This is a genomic window from Microbacterium sp., assembly GCF_047607465.1.
In the GTDB taxonomy this organism is placed as follows: domain Bacteria; phylum Actinomycetota; class Actinomycetes; order Actinomycetales; family Microbacteriaceae; genus Microbacterium.
This window is the reverse complement of the sequence record NZ_JASGCY010000017.1, coordinates 1-23760: the sequence shown is the minus strand read 5'-3', so window position 1 is coordinate 23760 and position 23760 is coordinate 1. Positions and strand designations below refer to the sequence as shown.

The following is a 23760-nucleotide window of genomic DNA, read 5'->3' as shown; positions in this document are numbered from 1 at the left end:
GTCGCGCTCCTGTGCCTCGCACGCGCTGCTGTTCCCCACGTCGCGCTGCTGTTCCGTCGCGCTCCTGTGCCTCGCACGCGCTGCTGTTCCCCACGTCGCGCTGCTGTTCCGTCGCGCTCCTGTTCCTCGCACGCGCTGCTGTTCCTCCCGTCGCGCTGCTTGAACCCACACGCGCTGCGGAAAGTTCAGCCGCGCGTGCGGAGAAGAGCAGCGCAACACGGAGAAGAGCAGCGCGACACCGGGGAAGAGCAGCGCGACACAGAGACCAGCAGCGCGACGCGAAAGGCAGCAGCGCGCACGACGGCCGACCGTGACGGGGGATGGTAGCCTCGCCTCGAAAGGGGTGCACATGGGCGATCTGCTCCGCGGGATGCTGGGCTTCGCCGCCACCGCGCTCGGCGTCATCCTGATGCCCGACGCCGCCGCCCTGGGCCTGGCCATCGCGTTCCTCGCCGTCACCACGCTCACGATCGCCCTCGCGCTCTCCTTCGGCGCGATCACCGCCACCGCCGACGCACCCCATCCGCTGCGCGCCATCGATGCGGGTGCGCCGCTCGCCCAGAGCGATCCGGATGCCGCGGGGCATCCCCGTCCTCGTGCGCCGGGAGCCGCCGTCCCCGCGTAGTCCTCATCCGTTGGGACTGCGCGGCTTCGCCGACCCTCCCGACTCATGAATGGACTTCTTCCGTGGACATCTTCGCCTTCCCTCCCCTCGCCTGGCTGCTCGACACCGCCTACGGCGCCCTCGCCGGTCTCGCCTCGCTCCTCGAACCCCTCGCCGGTGCATCCTCCGCCGCTGCGGCAGTCGTGCTCGTCACCCTGCTCGTGCGCGCCCTGCTCATCCCGGTCGGGATCTCGCAGGCCAAGACAGAGCAGACCAGGGCTCGCCTCGCCCCGCGGCTGCGCGAGCTGCAGAAGCGCCACAGGAAGAATCCTGAGCGGCTGCAGAGGGAGATGCTCGAGCTCTATCGCTCCGAGAACACCTCGCCGTTCGCCGGCATGCTGCCGGTGCTCGCGCAGGCTCCGGTCGTTGGCATCCTCTACACGCTCTTCCTCCGCCCCGAGATCGCAGGCCACCCGAACGACCTGCTCACCCACGACCTGTTCGGCGCTCCGCTGGGCACGAGCCTCGTGCACATGCTCACCGCTGGTCCGTTCTCGTGGCCGACATTGCTCGTCTCGGCCGCGCTGATGCTGATCATGATCGTCGCCGCCGACCTCACCCGGCGCCGGTTCACCCCGGCGCCCGTCGACGATGCGCCGTCGTCGCCCGGCATGCTCCAGGCGATGAAGGCGTTGCACTACCTGATGGCCGTGTTCGCGGCGTTCGTGCCGCTCGCCGCCGCTCTGTACCTGACGGTGACGGTCAGCTGGACGCTCGTGCAGCGCATCGTGCTGCGCCGCCGCCACCCGCTCCCGGCGACCGGCTGAGAGCTACACATCAGTCGGGCAGCGGGACGGGAGCGGTGAAGGGGCCGCGCTCATGCCGGATGCCGAGCGTGGTCCCGACGCTCGCGGCGATCACGAGCGCCACCGCCAGCATCCGCAGCGCCGTCGCATCCTGCCCGAGCATCAACCAGCCCGCGAGCGTCGCGAACGCCGGCTCGAGGCTCAGCAGCACGCCGAAGACCCGCTGCGGCAGGCGGCGGAGCGCGGCGAGCTCGAACGCGTAGGGGATGACGGACGACAGCACCGCGGTGATCGCGGCGAGCAGCAGCAGGTCGGGGGCGGCGGCCACCGTGATCGACGCTGGCACCCCGACCGGCAGCAGGAGGACGGAGGCGACCAGCAGCCCGATGGCGAGTCCGTCGGCGCCCGGGATGAGAGCGCCCACCCGCGCGCTCATGCGGATGTACATGATCCAGAAGCCGGCCGCGATGAGGATGAACAGGACCCCGAGCGGATCGAGCGGTTCGGCACCGATGAGACCGTCGATGCCGAGCAGCGCCATGCCGGCCAGCGCCACGCCGACCCAGAGGGCATCGGTGAGGCGACGGGTGAGGACGGCGGCGAGCACGAGAGGACCGAGGAACTCGATCGCGACAGCGGGCCCCAGCGGAATGCGGTCGATCGCGGCGTAGAAGAAGCCGTTCATCACCGCGAGGGACACACCGAACAGCACTGCGGCGACCCATTGCGGCCGGCTCCACCGGCGGGGACGGGGGCGGACGATGACGAGCAACAGCAGAGCGGCGATCACGATCCGCAGCGACGTGGCGCCCCAGGGGCCGAGCACGGGGAAAAGCTGCGCGGCGACGGCCGCACCGAAGGGCAGCGAGAGGCACGAGCCGATGACAAGGACTACCCCGACGAAGGGGCGGGACGACGCGGCCGACTGCACCCCTCAACCCTAGGGCGCGCCCGCGGCTCAGAGGTGCTCGCCCCCGGTCACCGGGACTCCTTCGGCGCGCTGCACGAGGGTGCCACGTGAACGGGCCCGGATACAGAAATGCGATCGCGAGCGGAGGGGATTCAGAAGCCTTGATGATCACGCTCGCGATCGCAGCGCTGGGGACGCTATTTCTGGGGACTTTCAGATTACGGCGAGAGAGCGTGCGCACAATAGTGTCGACCGGCCAGACTTGCCTAGACTTTCGTCTATATGCGGATTTGCCGCCTGATCAGGACATCGGCAGTTTCGCCGCCACGCACCAGCGACCGTCGACCTCTCCGGCGCTGAACTCTCCGCTCGCGCCGATCACCCGTTCGGCCATGCGCCCGAGGCCAGTCCCACTGGAGGGCAGATCCCGACGCGGCGTCGCCGGCATCGGGCTGCTGATGGTGAGAGCGGCATGCTCGTCGTCGATCTCGAGGCCGATCGCGACCTCTCCGACACCGGCGTGCTTGAGGATGTTCGTGGCGGACTCCCGGACGATACGCGCGAACACGATCTCGGAGACGCGGGGGATGCGCTCGTCTCGTGGGTCGCCGCTGATCGCGACGGGATGGCCTGCCGCTTCGAGCTCGGCGCGGGCCTCGTCGATCGCGGCGCCGAGGTCGCCGGTGGGCATCCCTGCGGCGCGGGGGCCGTCATCGGCGAGTTCGATGACGAAGCGCAGATCCGCCATGGCCTTGCGCGCCGCCACACGGATCGCCTCCCGCGATTCGGCGCTCACCTGGGGGTCGTCGAGCATCTGCACGTGCAGCGCGACCACCGTGAGATGGTGCGCGATGCTGTCGTGCAGTTCACCGGCGATCCAACGCCGCTCGGCGAGGACCGCCTGACGTTCCTGTTCGGCACTGTCGGCGAGCTGCTGCTCGAGACGGCGGCTCCGGGTCGAGGCGAGTCTCAGCGCGAAGCCGATGGCACCTGCCATCGTCGCAACGATGAGGTAGATGCCGACGTTGACGGGGACGTGGGTGTCGCCGTTCGCGACGAGCGCTGCGGCGACGAGAAAGCCTGCCGCATAGGAGAGGACGAGCGCCAGGGACCCCAGGCGCAGGACCATTCCCGCGGCGATGCTCGCCGTGAAGAGCACCGACGAATCGGTGCCGACGAGGAAGGAGAGGACGAAGACGACGCCCAGAAGGGCGGTCGCCAGCATCGGCCACCACAGATACAGCGCCAGCGTGAGCGTGGCGGCGATGCTGATGATGGAGGCTGCCGGATTCACCACGGATGCGGTGAGAAATCCGATCAGGTCGACCGCCGAGATGGCGACGACGAAGGCGAGCACCACACCGCGTTCGACGGTGTTGAGGCGTTCGCCGCGACTGAGGCGGAGGATGGCGGGATCGGCCCGATTCGAGAGGCCGAATGGCATGGGTCAATTATCTCCAATCCGCCAGATACAATCAGCGAATGGCACCGAAAAGTCGGGCAAGCTGCTCCCAGAAGGTCATGTGATTCACCTCCATAAGTGAACTTTCGTAAGGGGGACATATTGATCTTCGCGGTCAGCGAGCATCCGCACATCCGTCTTTCTTCCACACTTCGATAGACGAAGGTCTAGAGTTGCCCGCGACCTTCGGAGCGGTGCCGATAGGCTTTCCCCCATGTCGGAAATCCGCGTCCTCATCGTCGACGACGATCCTCTTGTGCGCTCCGCGCTGTCGCACTTCGTCTCCCGCGGTTCGGAGATCGAGGTGATCGGTGAGGCCGAGAACGGCCTCGAGGCCATCGCGTTCCTGGAGAAGCAGCAGCCGGACGTCGTGATGATGGACGTGCAGATGCCCGAGATGAACGGCATCGAGGCGACCGCGGCCATCGCCAAGCGCTGGCCGCGGATCCACATCCTCGCGGTGACGACCCTCGACGGCAGCGACACCGTGCTGCCCATGCTGAGCGCCGGCGCTTCGGGATACCTGCTCAAGGACTCCAGCGCCGAGAGCATCCTCGCGGGCGTCCGCGAGGTCTCCACCGGCGCGAGCTCGCTCTCACCCCGGATCGCTTCGCTGCTCGTCGACCACGTCCGCCGGACGGAACCCGCGACCGGCGCCGCGGAGGCGCTCGCCGAGCTCAGCGAGCGCGAGTCCGAGATCCTGCAGCGCCTCGCGCAGGGCATGTCGAACGCCGAGATCGCACAGTCCCTCCTCATCTCGGAGGGCACCGTGAAGGCGCATCTCGGACGCATGATGAGCAAGTGGAATGTGCGCGACCGCGTGCAGATCCTCGTCACCGCAGCGCACGCAGGGCTCGTCGACTTCCGCTGAGCGGGGCGTCGGAGCGCGCGCAGCGCGATCGCGGCGACCGCCTCGCGGCCTGCGGATTACGATCGAAGGTGCACGCCCCGAGGAAGGCCCGTCATGCCCGTCACCACGACCGCTCTCGCCCACGCCGACGACCTCGCCGACTTCGTCGCCGCATCGCCGTCGAGCTACCACGCCGCCGAGGAGGTCGCCCGCCGCCTCCAGGCCGCTGGGTTCGCGCGCCTGCGCGAGGAGGACGCGTGGCCGGCGCAGCCGGGCGGACGCTTCGTCGTCGTCCGCGACGGGGCGGTGATCGCCTGGACGACCCCGGCGGATGCCGTCGCCACCACCCCAGCGCACATCTTCGGCGCGCACACAGACTCCCCCGGCTTCAAGCTCAAGCCGCAGCCGACCACGGGATCGGCCGGGTGGCTGCAGGCCGCCGTCGAGGTGTACGGCGGGCCCCTGCTGAACTCCTGGCTCGACCGCGAGCTGCGCCTGGCCGGGCGCCTCGCCCTCGCCGACGGCCGCGTCGTGCTCGCCGACACCGGCTCCCTGCTGCGACTGCCGCAGCTGGCCGTGCACCTCGACCGCGAGGCGAACAGCGCACTCGCGCTCGACCGCCAGTTCCAGACGCAGCCGGTCTGGGGTCTCGGCGACCCCTCGCAGGCCGACATCCTCGCCGAGCTCGCCCGCTCCGCCGACGTCGAGGCGGGCGAGATCCGCGGCTACGACGTCCTCATCGCCGACTCCGCGCGCGGCGCCGTCTTCGGCAAGGACCAGGCGTTCTTCGCCTCGGGCCGGCTCGACGACCTCGCCTCGGTGCACGCCGCCGTCGTGGCGCTGGAGAACTCCGCCGAGACCCCGTCGCACATCTCGGTGCTCGCCGCGTTCGACCACGAGGAGCTCGGCTCCGGATCGCGCTCGGGGGCCGCAGGCCCCTTCCTCGAAGACGTGCTCGCCCGCGTCTACGCCGGACTCGGCGCCGACGACGTCCAGCGCCGCCAGGCGTTCGCCGCGTCATGGTGCCTGTCCAGCGACGTCGGCCACTCCGTGCATCCGAACTACGCCGCCAAGCACGACCCGGTCGTGCGTCCGCGCCTGGGCTCGGGGCCGATCCTCAAGGTCAACGCCAACCAGCGCTACGCCACCGACGCCGTGGGCGCCGCCGCATGGCGCGCCTGGTGCGAAAAGGCGGGCGTGCGCTCGCAGGAGTTCGTCTCGCACAACAGCGTGCCGTGCGGCTCGACGATCGGCCCGATCACGGCGACCCGTCTCGGCATCCGCACCGTCGACGTCGGCATCCCGATCCTGTCGATGCACTCCGCGCGCGAACTGGCCGGCGTCTCCGACCTGCACGAGCTCACGCGGGTCGCCGCGGCCTTCTTCGCCTGACGCCTTCTTCTCCTGGGGCGCGCGGCGGTGCCAGGATGAGCACATGAGCGACACGAAGAGCGCGCTGATCGAACGCGCCGGCATCGACGTCATCCCCGAATCCGACCGCACCGCGAAGCCGCGCGACCTGTTCTGGCCGTGGTTCGCCGCGAACGTGTCGGTGTTCGGCATGTCCTACGGCACCTGGATCCTCGGCTTCGGCATCTCGCTGTGGCAGGCGACGGTGGTCGCCGTGATCGGCATCGTCGTCTCGTTCGCCCTCTGCGGCCTCATCGCCATCGCCGGCAAGCGCGGATCGGTTCCGACCATGATCCTCTCCCGCGCCGCCTTCGGGGTGCACGGACAGAAGGTCCCCGGCATCGTGTCCTGGCTGACGTCGATCGGCTGGGAGACCTCGCTCGCGATCACCGCGGTGCTGGCGACGAACACGGTGCTGCACGCTCTCGGGTGGGTCGGCGAGGACGGGTCGCTCATCGCGCAGATCATCGCGACGGTCGTCGTCGCAGCCCTCATCGTCAGTGCATCCGTCCTCGGGTACGCGACGATCATGAAACTGCAGTCGATCCTCACCTGGTTCACCGGGGTGTTCACGATCCTCTTCCTCATCCTCACCGCCGGCAGCATCGACTGGGCGGCGGCCACCTCCCTCGCCGACGGCTCGTTCCCGGCGATGCTGGGCGCGCTCGTGATGGTGATGACGGGCTTCGGCCTCGGCTGGATCAACATCGCCGCGGACTGGTCGCGCTATCAGAAGCGCACGGCATCCGACGGGCAGATCGTGGCCTGGAACACGATCGGGGGCTCGGTCGCCCCCGTCGTCCTCGTGTTCTTCGGACTGCTGCTGGCCGCGTCGAGCACGGAGCTCATGGACGCGGTCGGCGGCGATCCGATCGGCGCTCTGGCCCTGCTGCTGCCGCCCTGGGCGCTGTTCCCGTTCCTCATCGTCGCCATCCTCACGCTCGTCTCCGGCGCGGTTCTCGGCATCTACTCCTCCGGCCTCACACTGCTCAGCCTCGGCATCCGCATCCCCCGGCCGACTGCTGCGGCGATCGACGGCGTGCTGCTGACCGCAGGCACGATCTTCGTGGTGTTCTTCGCACAGGACTTCAAGGGGCCGTTCGAGACGTTCCTCATCACGCTGGGCGTGCCGATGGCCGCGTGGGCCGGCATCCTCATCGCGGACATCCTGCGCCGCCGCAAGGACTACGACGAGGCCGCCCTGTTCGACCCCCGCGGCCGCTACGGCGCCGTCGACAGGGTGTCGGTGATCACGATGGTGGCGTTCACCGCGGTCGGATGGGGCCTCGTCTACTCGAGCCTGTTCCCCTGGCAGGGGTACCTGATGTTCCTCGTCGGCGGCGCCGACGGGGTCTGGGCGTATGCGAACCTCGGCGTCTTCGTGGCGCTGGTGGGCTCGTTCCTGGTGGCCTGGTTCGGCCGGGCGGGCGTGATCCGTCGGCAGGAATCGTGACCGGCGCCTGGCTGGTCGTCATCGACCCGCAGAACATCTTCGCCTCCCCCGATTCGGCCTGGGGATCGCCCTTCTTCGCCGAAGCGCTGCCCCGGATCACCGCGCTGGCGGACGCCTTCGGCGAGCGCGTCGTGGTGACGAGATGGATGCCGACGGCCGACCGCTCCACGAGCTGGGGCGACTACTTCGCGGCGTGGCCGTTCGCCGATGAGCCGCCGACCGATCCGCTCTACGACCTCGTGCCGGAGGCCGCTGTCCTGAGTCCCCGTCCGACGCTCGATCTGCCGACCTTCGGCAAGTGGGGACCCGAGATCGAGGCGATCGTCGGTCGCGGCGCGCACGTCGTGCTCGCCGGCGTCTCCACCGACTGCTGCGTGCTGTCGACCGCGCTGGCGGCGGCGGATGCCGGCGCCCATGTCACGGTCGCGGCCGACGCGTGCGTCGGCTCGACCGCGGAGAACCACGACGCGGCCGTCCACGTGATGGGGCTGTATCCGCCGCAGATCACGATCGGCGACACGGCGAGCGTCCTCGCCGCACGCTGATCGTCCCGCGGCGGCGAGGATGCTGCCACACTGTCGAGGGAAGGGATCCCATGAACACGCACTCAGCCGACGCGCCCGCAGCCGACGACGACCGCGCGCCGAGACGCCGTCGTCCCTGGCGCCGCACGCGGATCGCACTCGGCATCCTCCCCGCGATCGTGGGCGTCGTCGCGATCGTCGGGTCGATCACGCCGCGGCTCTCCGCCATGGTGATCCGCGCCGTCTTCACGAAGGGCGGCGAGGACACCGCCGCCGAGATGCGCGGCCGCCTCACGGATACGAAGCTCACCGAGAGGCTCGACGTGGCCTACGCCGACGACAGCGCGGACACCATCATGGACGTGTTCTCCCCGGCATCCGCCGACGGCCCCCTGCCCACGATCGTCTGGATCCACGGCGGAGCCTGGATCTCCGGCTCGAAGGAGGACGTCGCCCCGTATCTGCGGATCCTCGCCGCGGAGGGATACACGACGATCGGCCTCGACTACACGCGGGGGCCCGAGGGCGTCTATCCGCTCGCCGTCACCCAGCTCAACACGGCTCTCGCGTACATCGACGAGCACGCCGCCGAGCTCGGCGTCGACCCCTCGCAGATCGTCCTCGCCGGCGACTCCGCGGGCGGACAGCTCGCCAGCCAGTTGGCGACGCTCATCACCAATCCCGACTACGCCGACATCATGGGCATCACCCCGTCGATCGCACCGGCGCAGCTCGCCGGCGCCATGCTGAACTGCGGCGTCTACGACCTGTCGGCGCTCGCCGAGCTGGGCGGCCTCATCGGCTGGGGCTTCAAGACCTCGATGTGGACGTACTCGGGGTCGAAGGACTGGGCGAACGACGCCACCGGCGCGACGATGTCGACGATCGACTGGGTGTCGGCGGACTTCCCGCCGACCTACATCTCCGGTGGCAACGGCGACGACCTCACCTGGCTGCAGTCGATCCCGATGTCGAAGCGCCTCGGCGAGCTCGGGGTCGAGGTGACGACGCTCTTCTGGCCCGCGCCGCACGAGCCGCAGCTGCCTCACGAGTACCAGTTCCACCTGGACCTGCCCGACGCGCGCACCGCCCTGCAGCAGACGATCGACTTCCTGAACGCGCACACGACGCGCTGACCGGCATCCGCGCGCCCGCCCCTGGGCGCCCGTTCTGTTAGCGTTTCTCTGCCTCGACGGGTGTGCCGGCGGGCGGAGGAGGAGTGTCCGATGGACCCGACGCGGATGCACGCGGCGACCGACGAGCAGGAATCGATCGTCGACGCCGTGCTCGACTACTCGCGCAGGCGGATGCACGCGAAGGACGTGCCGCTGGACAAGCCGTTCCCCCCTGGCGAGCTGAGCCGGCTCGCCGGCCGCACGATCACCGACGAGGGCATCGGCGGCACCCGCGCGCTCGCGCTCTTCGAGCACATCCTCGCTCCCGCCTGCCTCACCGCGAGCCACCCGCGCTACCTCTCGTTCATCCCGACCGCGCCCACGACCGCGGCGATCGCCTTCGACCTGGTCGTCTCGGCATCGGGCCTGTACGGCGGGAGCTGGCTCGAGGGAGCCGGCGCCGTGCACGCCGAGAACGAGGTGCTGTCCTTCCTGGCCGACGAGATCGGCTTCCCGGAGGGCGCGGGCGGCGTGTTCGTGCAGGGCGGCACGATCGGCAACCTCTCGGCCCTGGTCGCCGCACGCGACGCCGCGAAGCGCCGACTCGAGACCGCCGGCGCCGCGATCCCTGCGCGGTGGAAGCTCGTCTGCAGCGCCGAGGCGCACTCCTCGAACAAGTCCGCGGCGAAGGTCATGGACGTCGACACGATCGCGGTACCTGCGGGAGCCGACGGCAAGCTGCACGCGGAGTCCGTGCGCGAGGCCCTGGTCGAACATGGAGACGCGGTCTTCGCCGTCGTCGCCACGACCGGATCCACGAACTTCGGCATCATCGACGACATCGAAGGGATCGCCGCGCTGAAGGACGAGTTCGACTTCTGGCTGCACATCGACGGGGCCTACGGGCTCACCGGCATCCTGGCCCCCGAGGCACGCCACCACTTCAGCGGCGTCGAGCGCGCGGACTCGGCCATCGTCGATCCGCACAAGTGGCTCTTCGCGCCGTACGACTGCTGCGCGCTGCTCTACCGCGACCCCGAGACGGGGCGGCGGGCGCACACTCAGCACGCGGAGTACCTCGACACCCTCACCGACAGCGACGACTTCAGTCCATCGGACTACGCGATCCAGCTCACCCGGCGACCCCGTGGCCTTCCCCTGTGGTATTCGCTCGCGACCTACGGCGTGCAGGCCTACCGCGATGCCGTCTCGGGCACCCTCGCCCTCACGCAGCGGATCGCCGAGGAGATCCGCCGCCGGCCAGGATTCGCCCTCGTGCGCGACCCGCAGCTGACCGTCGTCGTGTTCGAACGGGAGGGCTGGGATCGCGCGGACTACGCGCGCTGGTCGGACGGCCTGCTCGAGTCGCAGTACGCCTTCGTGGTGCCGAGCTCGCACGCGGGTCGCCCGAACACGCGCTTCGCCATCGTGAACCCGCTCACGACCTTCGAGGACCTCGTCGCGGTCCTCGACACCATGGAGTGATCCGACGCTTCTGAACTATTCTGGGGAGATGTCCCGACTTCTCGTACGCCGCCCCTCCCCGCGTCTCGCCGAAGGCGAGCTCACCCACTACGAGCGCGTCCCCGTCGACCCCGAACTGGCCCAGCGGCAGTGGGAGCAGTACGTCGACGTCTATCGCGAACACGGCTGGGACGTCATCGAGATCGACGCGGCGGACGAGCACGCCGACGGCGTCTTCGTGGAGGACACCGTGATCATGTTCGGCGACCTCGCCGTGCTCAGCCGCCCTGGCGCCGACTCCCGCCGCGGCGAGATCGAGACCACCCGCGCGGCGCTCGAGCGCGCCGGCATCCCGTACGTGGCGATCGAGGCGCCAGGCACCCTCGACGGCGGAGACGTGCTCAAGGTCGGCACGACCGTCTATGTCGGCCTGACACTGCGTTCGAATGCCGAGGGCTTCGCCCAGCTGCAGAGCCTGCTCACCCCGCGAGGCTGGACCGTCATCTCGGTGCCTGTCACCAAGGTGCTGCACCTCAAGAGCGGCGTCACCGCGCTCCCCGACGGCACGGTCATCGGGTACCCGCCGCTGGTCGACGACACCTCGGTCTATCCTGCGTTCCTGCCGGTGCCAGAGGAGCACGGCACCGCCGTCGTCGTGCTCGACGACGACACCGTGCTGATGTCGGCTGGGGCACCGCAGAGCGCACAGCTGTTCCGCGACCGCGGTCTGACCGTGATCGAGACGCCGATCACGGAGTTCGAGAAGCTCGAGGGCTGCGTCACCTGTCTGTCGGTGCGCATCCGCGACTGAAGCCCGATCGCGGGGCGCCGGAGCTCAGGCGCCGGGGTTCAGGCCTCCGGCCGCTCGGCCGCGTCGAGAAGCTCCTCCGCTGTGCCGCGCGGCACGACGATCACCGGCACCGGCGAGTGCCTGACCACTTTCGTCGCGTGCGAGCCGAGGAAGACCCTGGCAAGGGGTCCGAGTGAGCTGGATCCGACGACGAGAACGTCCTCGGCGCTCCACTCGACGTCTTCCATCGCACGGGCCCAGGAACTGCCGACACCGACGACCGCCCCGTCGAGAGCGGGCGTGCGCGGGAGGGCCGACACGTCAGCGAGGATCTCCGCGGTGTGCTCGTCGATCATCCGCACCCACTCGTCGGTGATGCCCTGCTCGGCCGAGAGGCCCACTCCCGCTGTCACGCTCCCCTCCGACACCACCGCGAACGACGCGATGCGCAACGAGGCCCCGATGCTCTGCGCGACGCCTGCGGCGCCGAGCACGAGGTCCTTCGCGGCATCCGTCCCACCGTAGGCTGCCGTAATCCTGCGCACCCTCGCCGACTCCTTGGCCCGGAAGCCGCGCGGTGCGATGGCCACGGGCACCGGTGAGGCGTGCAGCAGCGCGTCGTTCACCGAGCCGAGGGCGATGTGCCCGAAGGCTCCGCCCGATGAGGAGCCGACGACGACGAGCCCCGGTCGGTGCTCCTCGATCAGTTCGAGGATGCCACGGTGGGCCGATCGTGCGGAGTGCTGGGTGAACGTGGCGCGCACCCCGCCGAGCTCTGACGCCGCGTGGTCGAGCACGACGTCGGCCGAGCCACGCAGATAATCGCTCCACTCGGCGTCGACGTTGCTCGCGAGCGGCGGCCAGGTACGCGGCAGCACGGCGGCGACGATGAGATCGGTGTCCTGCGAGCGCGCCAGCATCGCAGCCAGCTGCGGCACGGAGACGGAGCGCTGTCCTGGGCTGACGGCGACGAGGATGCTCATCGGTCGCCCTCGTCGACCTGGGGGATGGTGGAGGTGTACGGGATGTCGGCATCGGGACTCGCGGCACGCGCCAATGCCGAGTGCTTACGTCCGTAGAACCAGTAGTAGACGAGAACGGCGGCGGTCCAGATCACGAACACGACGATCGTGATGGGCCGCAGCTGGGTGATGATCCAGATGCAGCCGAGGATGGAGAGCACGGGGATCAGCGGATGCAGCGGCAGCCGGAAACCGCGTTCGATGCCGGGTTCGCGGCGCCGAAGGATGATCACGGCCACCGACACCACCAGGAACGCGACGAGCGTGCCGATGCTCGTCATCTCGAGCAGGAAGTTGATGGGCACGAAGGCGGCGAGGATCGCAACGACCGTCATCACGATGACGGTGTTCGGCACCGGTGAGAGCGTGCGCGGGTTCACCTTCGAGAACACTGGAGGGACCATGCCGTCTCGTGACATCGCGAACAGGACGCGCGTCTGCCCGTAGAGGCAGACGAGGGTCACGCTGAAGATCGAGATCACGGCCCCTGCGGCGACCACCGTCCCCGGCCACGACGAGCCGATGATCGACTCCAGGATCGCGGAGAGCCCTGCGCTCTGGCCCTCGAACTTCTCCGACTCTTGTGCGCCCAGCGCCGCCAACGCGACGATGACGTACATCGTGATGACGATGACGAGGGCGAGGATGATCGCCAGCGGAAGATTCCGCTTCGGGTTCTTCGCCTCCCCACCAGCGGTCGCCACGGCATCCAGCCCGATGAACGAGAAGAAGATGAGCCCGGCACCGGCGACGACTCCCTGCAGGCCGTGCGGAGCGAAGTTCGCGAAGTGATCGGAGTTCCACCCGGTGAACGCCACGGCGACGAAGAACAGGAGCACCGCGATCTTCACCATCACCATGATCGCGTTGATCCTCGTCGACTCGCTCGCGCCGCGCAGCAGCAGCAGCGCGCAGAGCACGATCACGATCACGGCCGGCAGGTTGATGATGCCGCCCTGTTCGGGGGCGTTCGACAGTGCATCGGGGATCCGGAACCCGAAGAGGTTGAACAGCAACTGGTTGACGTACTGCGACCAGCCGACGGCGACGCCGGCCGTCGACACCCCGTACTCGAGCAGCAGACAGGCAGCGACCCCCATGGCGGGAGCCTCGCCCAGGGTCGCGTACGCATAGGAGTAGGTCGAGCCCGACACCGGAACAGAGCCCGCGAGCTCCGCGTAGCAGAGGGCGGTCACACCGGCCACCGCGCCGCCGAGCACGAAGGACCAGATCACGGCGGGTCCGGCAATCGGCACCGCGTCGGAGAGCACGTAGAAGATGCCGGTACCGATCGTGCCGCCGACGCCGATCATGGTGAGGGCGAACAGGCCGATGCTGCGTTTCAGTCCCCTGTCGTCGGCGGCCTCGGCACTGGTGCTCTTGCGACGCAGAAGCTGCTGGCTGAGCGATGTCATAGAGGGATCCTCCCCTGCGAATCGGGACGGTCCGCGCGACCGTTCCCCACAGCATCCACCTCCGGCACTCAAAACCACAAGAGCAAAAGTTTTCAGGCGTGTTACATCTCCGGCTCGGCCGGATGCCGGCGAGCCGGCGATGCCGCGTGCGGCGCTCTCGCCGCTGTCATCTCTTCCTCGTGGCCGAGGACGGCTGCGAGCGTGCGGCGGGCGAGGTCGGCCCGGTCGCGCGGCGCCCACTTCACGAGCGAATGAGCGCTCATGCCGTCGACCATCGCGAGCAGCAGCCAGGCGGCCGGCGCGGGATCGACGGCACCGTCGGATGCTCGACGGATGACCTCTTCCAGGCCCGACTGCCAGAGGTCCATCTCGTGGCGCACGCGCCGCCCGAGCACCTCATTGCGGGCGCCGAGCGACCACGACTGCACCCAGATCAGAGCCACGTCGTCGCGGGTCGTATCGAGAAGGGTCTCGATCAGGCCCTGCAGGTTCGCGCGCAGGTCTCCGGACGCCTCGAAGCCGCCGAGGACCTCCTCGCGCTCGGCCGAGACGATCGCCCCGAACACCTCTGCGACGAACTCGTCCATCACTGGACGGTAATGGGCGATGAGTGCGGGCGTCACGCCGACCCGACTCGCCACGGCGCGCACCGTGAGCACCTCGAGTCCGCTCTCGCGTGCGAGCGCGATGGCGCCGTCGAGGATCGAGCGCTCACGCTCCCCCGGAGACATCCGCTTCGGGCGGTCGGCTCTTGACGTCGTGTTCATCACGGGCTACCGTAGCACTCGTTGATCATGTGTTCAATAGCCACGACGCTCGCACGTGATCCCAGCGAGGAGAACCGATGAACTGGCGAATGCCCGCAGAGACCGCGCGACACGACCGCATCTGGATGGCGTTCCCCGCCGAGGGCCAGACGCTCGGCCAGAGCGCCTCCGAGCGCGAAGAGGGATACGCCGCCTGGACGGCCGTCGCCCTCGCGACCGCCGCGTTCACCCCCGTGTCGATGCTCGTCGATCCGACCGAGATCGCACGGGCACGACGGATGCTGGGCGGCGCCGTCGAGATCGTCGAAGCACCGGTCGACGAGTTCTGGATGCGCGACTCCGGACCGACGTTCGTGGTCTCAGACGATGGCCGACTCGGCGCGGTCGACTGGATCTTCAACGGCTGGGGCGCACCGGACTGGGCCGAGTGGCACAAGGCCGCGCAGCACGCGCGCCTCATCGCCGAGGCCGCAGGCGCCGAGCTCGTCAGCTCGACGCTCGTGAACGAGGGCGGCGGCATCCACGTCGACGGCGAGGGCACGGTGCTGCTCACCGAGACGGTGCAGCTCGACCCCCGCCGCAACCCGTTCGCCGACCGGCAGCGGGTCGAGGCGGAGCTTGCCAGGACCATCGGCTCGACGAAAGCCGTCTGGCTGCCGCGGGGACTCACCCGCGACTACGACGACTTCGGCACGAACGGGCACGTCGACATCGTCGCGACCCTCCCCTCGCCGGGCGTCGTGCTGCTGCACGAGCAGGGCGACCCAGAGCATCCGGACTTCGAGGTCTCGCTCGCGCTGCGCGCGTTCTTCGCCGAGCAGACGGATGCCGCCGGCCGCCGCTTCGAGATCGTCGATCTGCCGGCACCGGCGACCTTGCGCGACGACGAAGGGTTCGTCGACTGGAGCTACGTCAACCACCTCGTCACGAACGACGGCGTCGTCGCCTGCGGATTCGGCGACGAGCAGGCGGATGCCGCGGCGCGGTCGATCCTCGCCGACGCGTATCCGGGGCGCCGCGTCGTCACCGTCGACGCCCGCCCCCTGTTCGCCCGCGGCGGCGGCATCCACTGCATCACCCAGCAGCAGCCGGCTCTCTGAGACACGAAGGAACCACCATGTTCGACGTGTACGAAGCATCCATCGCCGACCTCCGGGCGGCTCTCGAAAGCGGGTGGACGACATCCGTCGAGCTCGTCGTGGCGTACCGGGCCCGCATCGCCGCCTACGACGCCCCTGGCACCGAGACCGCACTGAACGCCGTGGTGGTCGCGAATCCTGAGGCCCTGGCGGAGGCTGCGGCATCCGACGCCCGCCGCGCGGCGGGTCTTCTGCTCGGCCCGCTCGACGGCATTCCGTACACCGCCAAGGACAGCTACCTCGTGAAGGGGCTCACCGCGGCATCCGGCAGTCCCGCGTTCGCCGATCTCATCGCCCAGCGCGACGCGTTCACGATCGAGCGGCTGCGCGCGGGCGGGGCGATCTGCCTGGGGCTGACGAACATGCCGCCGATGGCCAACGGCGGCATGCAGCGCGGGGTCTACGGACGCGCCGAGAGCCCGTACAACGCCGACTTCCTCACCGCGCCCTTCGCCTCCGGCTCCTCGAACGGCTCCGGTACCGCGACCGCGGCGAGCTTCGCGGCCTTCGGTCTGGGCGAGGAGACCTGGTCGAGCGGGCGAGGCCCAGCGACGAACAACGCCCTGTGCGCGTACACCCCCTCGCGCGGCGTCATCTCGACCCGCGGCAACTGGCCGCTCGTGCCGACGATGGACGTCGTCGTGCCGCACGCGCGCACCATGGCAGACCTCCTGGAGGTGCTCGAGGTGATCGTCGCCGACGACGCCGAGACGCGCGGCGACTTCTGGCGATCACAGCCCTGGGTGCCGCTGCCGGCGGCATCCGCCGTGCGCCCTGCGTCCTATCCCGCGCTCGCGGAGACCGCCTCGCTGCGGGGCGCGCGCATCGGCATCCCCCGCATGTACATCAACGCCGATCCGGATGCCGGCACGGCCGAGCATCCGGGCATCGGCGGGCCGACCGGGCAGCGCATCCAGACGCGGGCGTCGGTGATCGAGCGCTGGGAGGCGGCCCGCCTGGACCTGGAGGCCGCAGGTGCCACCGTGGTCGAGGTCGATTTCCCGGTGGTGTCGAACTACGAGGGCGACCGTCCTGGCGCGCCGACCATCGCCACCAGGGGCCTGGTCAGCCCCGAGTATCTGCGACGAGAGATCGTCGACCTGTCGGCGTGGGGCTGGGAGGACTTCCTGCAGGCGAACGGCGACCCGGCGCTGTCGACGCTCGCGGGCGTCGACGGGGCCACGATCTTCCCGCATCCGGAGGGCGCACTGCCAGACCGCTACACCGGCTTCGACGACGACATCGCCGAGTATCCGGGCTGGGTGCGCGAGCACCCGGGGGTCGGCTTCCTCGACATGCCCGAGCTCGAAGACGGGCTGCGCGGGCTCGAAGAGACCCGCCGCGTGGACCTGGAGGCGTGGATGGACGCGCTCGGCCTCGACGCCGTCGTGTTCCCGGCGGTCGCCGACGTGGGACCGGCGGACATGGACGTGAACGGGGCCTCCGCCGACCTCGGCTGGCGCAACGGCACCTGGATCGCGAACGGCAACCTCGCGATCCGGCACCTCGGCGTGCCGACGGTGACGGTGCCGATGGGGGTGATGCGCGACATCGGGATGCCGATCGGCCTCACCTTCGCCGGGCGCGCCTACGACGACTCCCGTCTGCTGGCGCTGGCCGTCGCCTTCGAGGCGACCGGCGAGCCGGGCACCCGGCGCACGCCCCCGCCGCGCACCCCGCGCCTCTGACGCAGGGCCTCGCGCCCTATCGCCTCTCGCTGTTCACATCAAAACCGTGACGCCCGCCTCGAACCTGATATGTTCAGGCCATGAGCACCGAGAACGAGCGCGCCCTCGAAGCCGGCATCGTCACCGACCTGTCCGGCCGCATGACCTACGGGTCCTACCTCGCCCTCGACCAGCTGCTCACGGCGCAGCATCCGGTCAGCTCCCCCGTGCATCACGACGAGATGCTGTTCATCATCCAGCACCAGACCACCGAGCTCTGGCTCAAGCAACTGCTGCATGAGCTGTCCTCGGCGCGCGAGCTGCTCGCCAGCGACGACCTCCGCGAGGCACTGAAGCGCGTCGCCCGCATCAAGCGGATCCAGGACGTCATCACCCAGCAGTGGTCGGTGCTCGCAACCCTCACCCCCACTGAATACGCGCAGTTCCGCGGTGCGCTCGGCAGTTCATCGGGTTTCCAGTCGGTGCAGTACCGCGCCGTCGAGTTCGCCCTCGGCAACAAGAACGAGAAGATGCTCGGGGTCTTCCGCGATCATCCGGCGAACCTCGCGCTGCTCACCGCCGAGTGGGAGAAGCCGACCCTGTACGACGAGTTCCTCCGCTACGCCTTCCGCCGAGGGCTGCCCGTCCCCGCCGAGATCCTCGAGCGCGACGTGCGCCTGCCGTACCGCGAGACCCCGGCGCTCGTGCCGGCGATCCGCGAGATCTACCTTGACCCGAACACCCACTGGGACCTCTACGAGGCCTGCGAAGACCTCGTCGACCTCGAGGACAACTTCCAGTTCTGGCGCTTCCGGCACCTGAAGACCGTCGCCCGCACGATCGGCATGAAGGCTGGCACCGGCGGGTCCAGCGGCGTCGGCTTCCTGCAGCGCGCGTTGGATCTCACCTTCTTCCCCGAGCTCTACGCCGTGCGCACCGAGATCGGCGGCTGATGCGCGCCGTGGCCGCGTGCCTGGATCGAAGAGGCCGGGTGTGGCGCGACGCCGTGTTCGACGTCGATGACGGCGCAGTGCGCGTCGTCCCCGAGGCATCGAGTTCCGCCCTTCCCCGCCTCGACGGCGTCGTGACCGGCGCCTTCACGGATTCGCATGTTCACTTACAGCTCGTCGACGAGCGGATGCTGCAGCACTCGGCGCTCGGCACGGTCGTCGATCTGGGCGGCTCTCCCGACGTCGTTCGCTCGATCCGCGACCGATTCGGGGTCGATTCCGCATCCCCGCGACACGATGCCGAGGCGGGATCGGCGGTGCACGGGGTGCGTGTCGCGTTCGCCGGGGCGTTCCTCACGCCGCCCGGCGGATACCCCTCTGACCGGACATGGGCTCCCGAGGGCTCGACCCGCGAGATCGCCGATGCGGATGCCGCGGCATCCGCCATCGCCGAGATGAAGCTGTCTGGCGCGAGTTGCATCAAGGTCGCGAGCAATTCCACCGCCGGCCCGGTGTTCTCCGACGAGCTGTTCTCGACCATCGTCGAGATCGCCTCCTCTCACGGCCTCTCGGTCATCGCGCACGCCGAAGGTCCAGGGGAGGCGATGCGCGCGACACGGCTGCGGGCCCGGCTGCTCGCCCACGCCCCGTTCACCGAGCGCCTCACCGATGACGAGCTGTCCCGCATGCATGGCAGCATCGCCTGGATCTCCACCCTCGCGATCCACGACGGCGACGCGCATCGCATCGCCGTCGACAACGTCCGCCGCTTCCACGCCCTGGGCGGGATCATCCTCTACGGCACGGACATGGGCAACGGCGACACGCCGGTCGGCCTGAGCCACCGCGAGATCGCGGCGCTGCGCGAATCCGGGATCGACGGCGCGGCTCTGCTCCGCTCGCTCGTGCCCGGCGACCCGGCCACTCCTGCAGCACGGCTGCTCTTCTACCCCGGCGCGACGCCGACGACCGCCGATCCCCTCCGCGCCCGGCTGATGACCCCTGACGACCTGAAGGCATGACATGACAGACCTGCTCACGACCGCCCGCACCCTCGACGCCGCCGATCCGCTGCGCGACCACCTCGACGCCTTCGCCGAGATGCCCGGCGTGACGGCGTATCTCGACGGCAACTCTCTGGGGCGCCCGTTGCGCGATACCGCCGACCGACTCGCGGCCTTCGTCGCCGACGACTGGGGCACGCGCCTGATCCGCTCCTGGGACGAGCAGTGGATGGAGCTGCCCACGGCCCTCGGCGACCGCATCGGCGCGGCGTGCCTCGGCGCCGCCGCCGGTCAGACGGTCGTCGCTGACTCGACCACCGTCCTGCTGTACAAGCTCATGCGCGCGGCGACGGGCGCGCACATGGTTCCTGAGCGAGCGAAGCGAGACGAAGGGCGGGAACCAGATAAACCAGTCCGCACCGAGATCGTGATCGAGGAGGGCAACTTCCCCACCGACCGCTTCGTCGCCGAAGGCGTCGCCGCAGAGACCGGCATGACGGTGCGCTGGATCGCCGCCGATCCCGTGCAGGGCGTGCAGGCGGCAGACATCGCCGACGCCGTCGGGGAGCGCACCGCGCTGGTCGTGCTCAGCCATGTCGACTACCGCTCCGGCGCCCTCGCCGACATGCCGGCGATCACCGCGCAGGTGCACGAGGCGGGCGCGCTGATGCTCTGGGACCTCTGCCACTCGGTCGGCGTGATCCCGATGCAGCTCGACGAGTGGGGCGTCGACCTGGCGGTGGGCTGCACCTACAAGTACCTGAACGGCGGGCCGGGCGCCCCGGCACTGGCGTACGTCAACGCCCGTCACCACGGCGTGCTGCGCCAGCCGATCCAGGGGTGGATGGGCGCCGCCGACGTGTTCGCGATGGGGCCCGCCTATGCCCCCGATGCGACGATCCGGCAGTTCATCAGCGGGACCCCTCCCGTGCTCGGGATGCTGCCGATGCAGGGGATGCTCGATCTCATCGAGCACGCGACGATCGAGGCCGTGCGCACCAAGTCGAAGAGCCTCACCGACCTCGCCGTGCAGGCCTACGACGAGGTGCTCGCCCCGCTCGACGTGCGACTGCTGAGCCCGCGGGACGCGGAGCTCCGCGGCGGGCACGTCACGATCGGGCATCCGGGCTTCCGCGCGGTCACCGAGCGCCTGTGGTCCGACGGCGTCATCCCCGACTTCCGGTTCCCCGACGGCATCCGCCTCGGCCTGTCACCGCTGAGCACCACGCACGTCGAGGCCGTCACGGGTGTGCTGGCGGTGCGCGACGCGCTGCAGTCCCATGCTCGCTGACACCACCGTCTTCGACGACATCGATGCCCGGCCGGGGAGCGCCGCCTCGCTCCTGCGCACCGTGATCGGGCTGTATCTGCGCCGACTCGGCGGGTGGATCTCCGCATCGGATCTCGTCCGCCTCGCCGCCGATCTCGGCATCGCCGACGGGCAGGCGCGCACCGGCATCGCGCGCCTCAAGCAGAAGGGGCTGCTCATCGCCGAACGCGACGGCGTGCCCGGATACCGACTGAACCCCGCCGCCGTCGCCATGCTCGAGCGCGGCGACCGGCGCATCTTCGAGATGCGCGAGATGACGGATGCCGACGACTGGTGCCTCGTGTCGTTCTCGATCCCGGAGAGCGCCCGCGGCATCCGTCATCAGCTGCGCAAGCGGTTGCGGTTCATCGGGGCGGGGACGGTGTCGTCCGCGCTGTGGATCTGCCCTGGTCGTCTGCAGGACGAGGTGGAGTTGATCCTCGACGACCTGGACGTGCGGTCATGGGCGACGCTGTTCCGAGCGTCGACGCCGGTTCCAGCCGGATCCCTCGTCGACGCCGCGGCCGCATGGTGGGACCTCGACGCCCTGCGCGCCGAGCACGAGGGCTTCCAGGCGGCGCTTGCCGACCTCCCGGAGGCCCCCTTCCCCGCCTATGTGCGCCTCATCGACCGGTGGCGGGTGCTGCCGTACACCGATCCGGGCCTTCCGCCGTCGATGCTCCCGCCCCGGTGGCCGGGGCGGGAGAGCTTCGACGGCTTCGCCCGGCTGTCCCAGTCGCTGCGCGAACCCGCCTGGCGGCACGTGCGCACCGCGACCGCGCGCTGACGGAGCAGTCGCACGCCCCGCACGACGACGCACGCGCTGATCGATGCGACCGCGCTAGCCTGCGACCTCGCCGAGGAAGGCGACGACATGCTCCTGCAGGCGCAGCATCCGCAGGTCCCTGGCGAGTTCGCGGTCATAGCCCTGATATGCCAGCGGCGGCAGGACGCGCACGTTCTTCGAGCAGCCGAACTCGGCGCACACGAGGGTGCCGACGGTGTCGCCCTTGCGCCCGGCCGCACCCGCCTTGCGGGCGACGTACAGCTGGACATCGTTGCGGAGGGTCACATCGTCGCACCAGGAGCACTGCGCGCGGGTGGCGAGACGCTGCTCGGCGCGCTGCAGGAAGACGCCGACCAGCTCGTCGTCACGCCAGGTGACGTAGGCCCGGCGCGGCTGCCTGGGATCGATCCAGCCCAGATAGTCGAGCCTGTCGAAGTCGATGTCGGCGAAGCTGGCGGGGAGGTTGAGGTCGGAGACCTCCTTGCGGGAAGCGTTGATGAAGGACGCGCGGATGCCGCGCTCGTCGAGGGGACGCATGAGAGAGGTGCTTTCGTGTGAAGGATGGAGGCGGGTACGACTCAGCGCCGGCGACGGGAGTTCCGCCTCCGGCTGATCGTCAGCCTCTGCCCGCGGCGCTGAACGCGCCCGCGGCCCCGTTCCGCGCCGGTCCGGCGCTCATCGAAAACAGCACGGGGCGATATTACACCGCTTTGTTTCACTGCGTGTCGGGCGGTCTTCCCGCGGGGGCGAGCCCGTCCTACTCTTGCGGGAACACCTCGACCGATCGGAGCACCCCGTGTCCACGCCGCTGAACCGCCTTTCGCCCTCTCAGGTGCGTGAGCGTTCGGCGTGCATGTGCGCGCACGGCGGAGCCTGCTCCTCGTTCGCCGCCGGGCACGGGCTGCACCTCATCCAGGCGCGACTCGCCTCGGCGACGCCCAGCGAGTGGGTCGACGCGATCGTCGAGAGCGCGGATGCCGGAACCGGCGAACTCGTCGTGCGCACGCTCGAGGGCGACGCCCGCACGCTGTGGAACGCGACGGGCGCCGCCCTGGAAGCTGCGGCAGGAACGCCGGTGGCCCTTCACGCGCGCTACGGCGTGCTCGCCGTGGGGCGCGCGCAGTTCAACGTCGCGACGGTCTGACCCGGCGGCCAGGAGGCCGAGCCGGCGTCCGCTCGTCGATAAGGGTCAGGCTGCCGCCGACATCATGTCCTTCATGGCCATGCACGCGTCCATGCACGCCTGGCACGACTGAGCGCACATCTTGCAGACGTCGCTGTGGTCGGCGTGCATCATGCACATGTCCATGCAGGTCTGGCACATCGCGATGCAGGCGTCGAGCATCGACATCATCGCTGCCGGGGTCATGCCCTGCATCCGCATCATCGAGCGCATCATCGTGTTGCACATGTCGGCGCAGTTCATGCACGATGCCGAGCAGTCCATCATCTGGGTCGAGCACACCGAGCACGCCTGCTCGCAGGCCGAGCACGCGTCCATGCACGCCTGCATGACAGCCATGTCCATCATGGCCATGTCGGGCATGGACATCATGTTCTTCGACATGGCGCCCATCATCATCGAATCCATCTCACACCGCTTTCTCTCGTCGGTTCAGCGGGCGGGATCGTCCGCTTGACGCCAGCGTAGTCCTCGGGGGGCGGCGAGTCGACCCCGCGGTTCCCGTTCGCCGCTCTGGTCTCCACCGCAGCCGAGGAAGCTGCATCGCCGGCGGATCCCGCCTGCGGTCGGCGCAATCGGTCCGAAGTGGTCACGCAGTCACGAAGGGACGTCGACGCCCTCATCGGAGCCGCCGTCACCTGACGCGGGATCGGTGAGCGAGACCGGCATTCCCGCCGCGCGGGCGTCGGCGAGCTGCCTGCGCGGGAGGCGTCAGAAGGGTGGTGGCGTATCGTCCAGGGCGGCAGCGCCGATCTCAGTATCGGTGGCCGTTTCGGCCCCGAGCGCTGTGCCGGCGTTGAGCGCTGTGCCGGCATTGAGTGCTGTGTCGGCGTTGAGTGCTGTGTCGGCGTTGAGGGCTGTGCCGGTGTTGCGGGCAGCGTCGACGTTGGGGGCAGCGTCGGTGTTGGGTGCTGGGCCGGTGTCGATGGTGCTGGGTGGTCGGGTGGTGTGTCCGGTGGGGGTGGTGATTTGGACGGTGCCGTCGGGTCGGGTGCGGTATGCCGTTCGGGTTCTGTGGCGGTGGGTGTGGTCGCGGGGGCAGAGGGGCCGCAGGTTCGTGGTGTTGGTGGTGCCGCCGTTCGCCCAGGGGCGGTCGTGGTCGATGTCGGCGTCGGCGGCGAGGCGGTGG

At 69.7% G+C, this 23760-nt stretch carries 24 protein-coding genes; 16 read left to right on the top strand and 8 right to left on the bottom strand.

What is annotated here, in order from left to right:
- Positions 1 to 349 precede the first annotated feature (349 nt).
- Both QM568_RS01930 and QM568_RS01925 read left to right on the top strand, forming a co-directional pair.
- The gene (locus QM568_RS01930) at positions 350 to 625 is read left to right on the top strand and encodes a DUF6412 domain-containing protein (protein ID WP_415135268.1); all 276 of its coding nucleotides are present in this window, start codon (positions 350 to 352) and stop codon (positions 623 to 625) included.
- Between the two features lie 62 nt (positions 626 to 687).
- Positions 688 to 1431, top strand: coding sequence for a YidC/Oxa1 family membrane protein insertase (locus tag QM568_RS01925; protein WP_415135266.1), 744 nt, complete (start codon positions 688 to 690; stop codon positions 1429 to 1431).
- Positions 1432 to 1441: 10 nt separating this feature from the next.
- Here the strand turns inward: QM568_RS01925 and QM568_RS01920 are convergent, their stop codons facing one another.
- Complete coding sequence (locus tag QM568_RS01920) at positions 1442 to 2341, bottom strand: EamA family transporter (RefSeq protein ID WP_415135264.1); 900 nt, start codon at positions 2339 to 2341, stop codon at positions 1442 to 1444.
- A gap of 280 nt (positions 2342 to 2621) precedes the next feature.
- Entirely contained in the window at positions 2622 to 3764 is a 1143-nt protein-coding gene (locus QM568_RS01915; protein ID WP_415135262.1) for a sensor histidine kinase, read from the bottom strand.
- 232 nt (positions 3765 to 3996) lie between these two features.
- Here QM568_RS01915 and QM568_RS01910 point away from each other — a divergent pair, with 232 nt between their 5' ends.
- From QM568_RS01910 to ddaH, 7 genes are all read left to right on the top strand, one after another.
- Positions 3997 to 4653, top strand: a complete 657-nt coding sequence (locus tag QM568_RS01910) for a response regulator (protein WP_415135260.1) — start codon at positions 3997 to 3999, stop codon at positions 4651 to 4653.
- Between the two features lie 93 nt (positions 4654 to 4746).
- Positions 4747 to 6024: a M18 family aminopeptidase gene (locus tag QM568_RS01905; protein WP_415135258.1), complete on the top strand. Its 1278-nt coding sequence runs from the start codon at positions 4747 to 4749 to the stop codon at positions 6022 to 6024.
- 43 nt (positions 6025 to 6067) lie between these two features.
- Positions 6068 to 7495 (top strand): purine-cytosine permease family protein, encoded by a 1428-nt coding sequence (locus tag QM568_RS01900; protein WP_415135256.1) that lies wholly within the window; start codon positions 6068 to 6070, stop codon positions 7493 to 7495.
- Positions 7492 to 8040, top strand: a complete 549-nt coding sequence (locus QM568_RS01895) for a cysteine hydrolase family protein (RefSeq protein ID WP_415135253.1) — start codon at positions 7492 to 7494, stop codon at positions 8038 to 8040. The genes QM568_RS01900 and QM568_RS01895 overlap by 4 nt, the downstream gene beginning before the upstream one ends.
- A 50-nt stretch (positions 8041 to 8090) precedes the next feature.
- A complete protein-coding gene (locus tag QM568_RS01890; RefSeq protein WP_415135251.1) occupies positions 8091 to 9155 on the top strand; it encodes an alpha/beta hydrolase in 1065 nt (354 codons plus the stop codon).
- A 90-nt stretch (positions 9156 to 9245) separates the two neighbouring features.
- Entirely contained in the window at positions 9246 to 10619 is a 1374-nt protein-coding gene (locus QM568_RS01885) for a pyridoxal phosphate-dependent decarboxylase family protein (RefSeq protein ID WP_415135249.1), read from the top strand.
- Positions 10620 to 10647: 28 nt separating this feature from the next.
- Positions 10648 to 11409, top strand: coding sequence for a dimethylargininase (gene ddaH / locus QM568_RS01880; protein WP_415135247.1), 762 nt, complete (start codon positions 10648 to 10650; stop codon positions 11407 to 11409).
- 38 nt (positions 11410 to 11447) lie between these two features.
- Here the strand turns inward: ddaH and QM568_RS01875 are convergent, their stop codons facing one another.
- The 3 genes from QM568_RS01875 to QM568_RS01865 form a co-directional block, all read right to left on the bottom strand.
- Entirely contained in the window at positions 11448 to 12371 is a 924-nt protein-coding gene (locus QM568_RS01875) for a universal stress protein (protein ID WP_415135245.1), read from the bottom strand.
- Complete coding sequence (locus QM568_RS01870) at positions 12368 to 13825, bottom strand: amino acid permease (RefSeq protein WP_415135243.1); 1458 nt, start codon at positions 13823 to 13825, stop codon at positions 12368 to 12370. Before QM568_RS01870 ends, QM568_RS01875 begins: the two co-directional genes overlap by 4 nt.
- 101 nt (positions 13826 to 13926) lie before the next feature.
- Complete coding sequence (locus QM568_RS01865) at positions 13927 to 14592, bottom strand: TetR/AcrR family transcriptional regulator (RefSeq protein WP_415135241.1); 666 nt, start codon at positions 14590 to 14592, stop codon at positions 13927 to 13929.
- 77 nt (positions 14593 to 14669) lie between these two features.
- Here QM568_RS01865 and QM568_RS01860 point away from each other — a divergent pair, with 77 nt between their 5' ends.
- From QM568_RS01860 to QM568_RS01835, 6 genes are all read left to right on the top strand, one after another.
- The gene (locus tag QM568_RS01860) at positions 14670 to 15692 is read left to right on the top strand and encodes an agmatine deiminase family protein (protein ID WP_415135239.1); all 1023 of its coding nucleotides are present in this window, start codon (positions 14670 to 14672) and stop codon (positions 15690 to 15692) included.
- A gap of 17 nt (positions 15693 to 15709) precedes the next feature.
- Entirely contained in the window at positions 15710 to 17419 is a 1710-nt protein-coding gene (locus QM568_RS01855; protein ID WP_415135237.1) for an amidase, read from the top strand.
- 80 nt (positions 17420 to 17499) lie between these two features.
- Positions 17500 to 18351 (top strand): tryptophan 2,3-dioxygenase, encoded by an 852-nt coding sequence (locus tag QM568_RS01850; RefSeq protein ID WP_415135235.1) that lies wholly within the window; start codon positions 17500 to 17502, stop codon positions 18349 to 18351.
- Positions 18352 to 18389: 38 nt separating this feature from the next.
- A complete protein-coding gene (locus QM568_RS01845) occupies positions 18390 to 19370 on the top strand; it encodes a hypothetical protein (protein WP_415135233.1) in 981 nt (326 codons plus the stop codon).
- A gap of 1 nt (position 19371) precedes the next feature.
- Positions 19372 to 20643, top strand: coding sequence for a kynureninase (locus QM568_RS01840; RefSeq protein ID WP_415135231.1), 1272 nt, complete (start codon positions 19372 to 19374; stop codon positions 20641 to 20643).
- Positions 20633 to 21448: a PaaX family transcriptional regulator C-terminal domain-containing protein gene (locus QM568_RS01835; protein WP_415135229.1), complete on the top strand. Its 816-nt coding sequence runs from the start codon at positions 20633 to 20635 to the stop codon at positions 21446 to 21448. Before QM568_RS01840 ends, QM568_RS01835 begins: the two co-directional genes overlap by 11 nt.
- A 54-nt stretch (positions 21449 to 21502) precedes the next feature.
- Here QM568_RS01835 and QM568_RS01830 read toward each other — a convergent pair whose 3' ends face one another.
- Entirely contained in the window at positions 21503 to 21985 is a 483-nt protein-coding gene (locus tag QM568_RS01830) for an FBP domain-containing protein (protein WP_415135227.1), read from the bottom strand.
- A gap of 259 nt (positions 21986 to 22244) precedes the next feature.
- On the opposite strand from QM568_RS01830, the gene QM568_RS01825 reads away from it, so the two are divergent.
- Complete coding sequence (locus tag QM568_RS01825) at positions 22245 to 22592, top strand: hypothetical protein (protein ID WP_415135225.1); 348 nt, start codon at positions 22245 to 22247, stop codon at positions 22590 to 22592.
- Between the two features lie 45 nt (positions 22593 to 22637).
- Here the strand turns inward: QM568_RS01825 and QM568_RS01820 are convergent, their stop codons facing one another.
- Both QM568_RS01820 and QM568_RS01815 read right to left on the bottom strand, forming a co-directional pair.
- The gene (locus QM568_RS01820) at positions 22638 to 23030 is read right to left on the bottom strand and encodes a hypothetical protein (protein WP_415135223.1); all 393 of its coding nucleotides are present in this window, start codon (positions 23028 to 23030) and stop codon (positions 22638 to 22640) included.
- A 312-nt stretch (positions 23031 to 23342) separates the two neighbouring features.
- Positions 23343 to 23760 (bottom strand): HNH endonuclease signature motif containing protein (locus QM568_RS01815; RefSeq protein WP_415135221.1); only part of this gene is annotated, 418 nt, incomplete at its 5' end.